4 protein-coding genes are annotated in these 4,895 nt (G+C 33.9%); all 4 read right to left on the bottom strand.

Features of this window, described 5'->3' with window-relative positions:
- The coding region (locus tag QZ824_RS10655; RefSeq protein WP_291275996.1) for a fibronectin type III domain-containing protein at positions 1–1,926 on the bottom strand (1,926 nt) is incomplete at its 3' end.
- A gap of 98 nt (positions 1,927–2,024) precedes the next feature.
- Positions 2,025–2,489 carry a T9SS type A sorting domain-containing protein gene (locus QZ824_RS10660; RefSeq protein WP_291275997.1) on the bottom strand — a complete coding sequence of 155 codons (465 nt, stop codon included), beginning with the start codon at positions 2,487–2,489 and terminating at the stop codon, positions 2,025–2,027.
- A gap of 109 nt (positions 2,490–2,598) precedes the next feature.
- On the bottom strand, positions 2,599–3,612 hold the full coding sequence (locus tag QZ824_RS10665) for a T9SS type A sorting domain-containing protein (protein ID WP_291275998.1): 1,014 nt from the start codon (positions 3,610–3,612) through the stop codon (positions 2,599–2,601).
- A gap of 19 nt (positions 3,613–3,631) precedes the next feature.
- Positions 3,632–4,822, bottom strand: coding sequence for a hypothetical protein (locus QZ824_RS10670; RefSeq protein ID WP_291275999.1), 1,191 nt, complete (start codon positions 4,820–4,822; stop codon positions 3,632–3,634).
- Positions 4,823–4,895: the final 73 nt, after the last annotated feature.

Consider the following 4,895-nt stretch of genomic DNA (forward strand, 5'->3'; position numbering starts at 1 on the left):
AGATGACCAACTGCTTTGTGTTGTACCGCAATTGGCTTTTACCCAAAAATAATAAGTTGTATTTGGTGCTAAATTGTTTAAAACAGCAAAAGTATTTGTAGTTGTACCAGTAATAGCACCAGTTGAGTACGGATCATTTATTGTGCTATAGCAATAGATATATCCATTACTAGGCGCAGGTACTGATGCTGACCATACAATATTTACAACTGACGAAGATTCAGGATCTGTGTACAACTGTGTCGGAGCATTGCAACCAGTAGCAACAGTACATTTTATAGAACGTGTTCTTGAAGAGTTTTGAGTGCCACAATTGGCATTAGTATTTATATGATATCTAATAATTCCTGTAAAATTAGAATTCCAAATTAAAGGTGTTAAGCCACTTGCTAATACAGCCGTTCCATTTTGATTTGTAATAGTGATAAAATCTGTTGAAACTGAACTAGAAAAAGTATATTGTTTGTTTGTCAATATATTTACATTAGCATATTCTCCAGCATAAGCATCGGATACAATTTGTTCTGTACTGCCTGTACAAGAAGGGGTAAAGGTTGCTTCAGGATACAAACCATTCATTGCACCATTGCATGTAAGTGCAGCAATTGTGGTAAAATTTCCTCCAGAAACCCAAGTGCTTTTTGTTCCATTACAATTTGACCTTATCCAATAATAATAAGTCGTTGCTGCGGATAATCCATTCAGAACACCTATACCAGCTGTTATACTTGTAGCTGTAGCTGTTGTACTACTTGTTGGGGCTGTATTGGTTGTACTAATATAAATGTCATAATCGGTAGGAGTAGTTGCTGGTGCAGACCAAGTAAGTCTACATGAGTTAGAAGTTATATTAGTAACTGTTAAATTACTAGGAACTCCACAAGTATTAGCTACTACACATTGAATGTTCTTAACTCTATTTGAAGCTTGAGTGCCACAAGAAGAATTTGAATTAATGTGGTATCTGACTACACCTGAATAAGTTGTAGATGACCAATTTAGTGGAGTTAATCCGCTCGCCAAAATTGTTGTTCCAGTAGCATTTGTTATAGTAATAAAATCTGTTGAAACTGAACTAGAAAAAGTATATTGTTTGTTTGTTAATACATTTACATTAGAATATTCACCTGCAAAAGCATCTGCAACAATTTGTTCTGTACTTCCTGTACAAGCTGGAGTAAAAGTTGTATTTGGATACAATCCATAAATTGCTCCATTACAAGTTAGGGCTGGTGGTGTCGTGAAATTCCCACCTGAAATCCAAGAACCTGTGGTTGCACTACAGTTAGAACGAATCCAGTAATAATAAGTGGTACCAGCTGCTAGATTTATAGAAATAGAGGTAGATAAGTTTGTAGTGCTAAATAATGTAGGAGTAGAGTTTGCATTAGGAGCATTATTTGTTGTAACGATATAAATATCATAATTGGAAGAAGGCACTGGTGATGCAGCTGTCCAAGTTATTTTACAAGAATTGGATGTTATATTTGTTGCAGCCAGATTTGAAGGAGGTATGCAATTTGATGCATCAGCACATCGAATATAGCGAGACCTATAGACTTGTTCAGTTCCACAATTAGCATTTGAATGAAGGTAATATCGGATTACACCTGTAGTACTTCCCGAATCCCATATTACGGGTTGTGTTCCGCTTGCATAAACAACAGATCCAGTTGCATTCGTAATTGTAATATAATCCGTTGTTACAGAGCTCGAGAACGAATATTGTTTGTTTGCAATTACATTCACATTGCTGTATTCGCCTGCATAACTTTGATTGGTTAATGTCTCATAGTTCCCACTACAGTTTGGTGTAAAGGTATTATTTGGGAATAATCCATTCGTTGCAGTATTACATTGAGCAATAGTATTGTTGATGAAGCATAAATATGCCAATAGACATAATAAAGTAATTCTTTTTTTCACTTTTTTAATTAATTTTAGATGAGTTCAAATAAGCTTTTTAATTGTAAATCAAATCTCAAAATGATGAAATTTGGGCTTTTTAAAAACAAATTGAAGAATTAATTTTTAATCACTTTTACAGTTTTTATTTCATTACCTGATGTAATTTTTACCAAATAAGTTCCCGCAGTTAAACCAGCAAAATTTATTGAAATTTCGTTGCTGTTTACAGTTTTTGTAATAACTTCTTGACCTAACAAATTATATATTGAAACAGTTGTAATTTCTTTTTCAAATGAGAAGTTTAAAACATCAATGATCGGATTTGGATAAATTTTTAATTCGTTTATTTCGAAATTTTCATGTGAAAGTACGGAAGGATAACATGAAATGTAAGTATATACATTTTTTTGCACATAAGTACCATCTCCTATTTCGTATGATGTATTTCTACCCCAAGCCCAAAGTGTACCATCATTTTTTATGGCTAAAGAATGATAATCTCCAGCACTTATACTTTGCCAACATTGCGCAAACGTTTGTAATGATAGTAATAGTAATAAAAGAGTAATTGTTTTTTTCATTCGTTTGTTACTATTAATTGATTTGAGTTTAGATAAGTGTTTTAATTGTAAATGAAATCCCAAACTTCAGAAATGATGAAGTTAGGGATTTTTAAAAGTAAAACTAAAATTATCTTTTAATCATTTTTTTATTAAACGTTTGACCTTCTGGTGTAGTAACTTTTAGAATATAGGTTCCTTTAGCCAATCCTTCAATATTAACCTCATTATTTGATATAGAAGCCGCTATTTGTCTTCCATTCAAATCAACTATTGTTATACTTTCTATATCTTTATTAAAACGAATAACTGAAGTTGCTGGATTTGGAATAAAGTAATATTTATCAGCTATATCATGAGGATTTACACTCAAAACAGATTCAATGTAAACTACATTAGTAAAGATTGGTCCCCAAATTCCTTGGCTGTCTTTAACACGAACACTGAATTTATGCAATCCGATAGGACTTACTATTGAAATAGCATCGCCGAGAAACTTTTCAAAAGTATTATTAAAATTTCCGTCGAAAGCCAAAAGAGGTGTACCGCTTCCTTCTCCCGGATCGACATCCCAAAAATACTCAGCTTGGGTAAGGCTTACTGGTAGTGGAGTTGTAGTGCTTTCAACAGCAATACTATTGGTAAAGGTTGGTCCCCAAACACCTTGGTTGTCTTTAACACGAATAGAGAAATTATGTAGCCCAACACTTGGCGCTCCTAAACCTGCAATAGCTACTTTTTCGAAAGCACTGTTCAGATTTCCATCAACAGCTAAAAGTGGTGTGCCACTTCCTTCACCTGGATCGGTATCCCAGAAGTATTCTGCTTGTGTTAGTGTAACAGGGTTTGGTGTAGTTGTAGGCTCTACAATTATGACATTAGTAAAAACCGGTCCCCAAACCCCTGAATTATCTTTTACTCTAACACTAAATTTGTGTAAACCAGCGCTAGGAGCATTTAATCCAGAAACAGCTATTTTCTCAAAAACGCTATTAAAACTTCCATCTACTGCTGTAATGCTGGTTCCGTTTCCTTCGCCAGGATCGGCATCCCAAAAATATTCGGCTTGGCTTAACGATGACAATTGGGCAGAAGATATGCTCATTGTCATAAGGGCCAATAGACTATAAATATATTTTTTCATCTTAGACTCAGGTATTATATTATTTAGAATAACCTGAACCCGTTGCATTCATCTCTGTAGTACCAGTATAAATCCTTCTTGGTGTTTTAAGGTAGTTTACTTGCGGTTTGTTTCCAACAGCAGTTGGCCAATAGTTTGCCCAAGAATCAGAGCCACCAAAGTTACCACGATCATTTCTGCTTAAGTCAATGTCAGCAAAATCATCTTCTGGGCTTCCAGTATTTGCGGCTAATCCGTTTACAGTATAAGTGGTAGTATTTAATGAAATTGAGGTAGTAACGTTGTTGCCCGAATTAGTAATAGTTGGCATTGAAACTGAATAATTTGATACGTTGTAATACACATAACAGCTCACGCCACTTGCAGTTACAGGATAGAAAGTACCATAAGTTGGTCCTATATAATAGAAAACATTGTTTAATATTGAAACAAGACCAGTAAATCCTGCAGGTGAGCTTACTTGAATACTATTATTAGCATTCGAAGTATTGGTAGAAGAAATAACGTTATTAATGATTTCATTTGTACTATCATTTTTCACGGCACTAATAGTTATATAACCAGTTCCTGCAAAATTATTCAATATTCTAAAATTGTAATTCTTCTGATTCAAATTAATTGCAGTACCAGTTACTGAAATAGCATTAGCGATTATTTCGATATCATCTGTGGAAGGATTAGTATCAATTGTTGGTGTATTGATATTAATAGAGGTTATTTTATTTCCAGTAATTCTTCCATGAGTCATTGTTATTCCTGCACTAGTACATCCTGACATGTTTAAAGTCGTATTGGCTACACCGGCATTTACACCTGCAGTTGTTGAATTTAATATGTTAAGTGTGGTTCTTCCTCCAGTTGTATCTGCTGAAACGGATATAGTATTAGTTCCAGATATTTGTAAATTATTAATTGTAACTACTCTTCCAGAAGCTGGTGTTACTGTTATTGTTCCTTGCAAAATATATTTTGAGAAATTGATTTCAGAAACAAATGATAATGATTTGTCAATTGTCAAATTTTCAATGAAAGGAAGACTTCCAGCCTTTGGTCTAATGATGATACGATCGCCATCATTAGCTGCTGTTATAGCTGCACTAATTGTTGAGTAAGAACCACCAGCACCTAAATCTCTCACATATAAATCGGCTGCTGAAGCCATTGAGGTTAATAAACTTGCAAGTGCAATAAAAAATAATTGTTTTTTCATAAGTTTTTTGATTTGATTATATTCCTCCCAAAATTATGAGATATGAAGTATCAGACCAATTAGTATATTGGAC

Origin of the sequence: Flavobacterium sp., from assembly GCF_021151785.1 — a bacterium.
Classification (GTDB): Bacteria; Bacteroidota; Bacteroidia; order Flavobacteriales; family Flavobacteriaceae; genus Flavobacterium.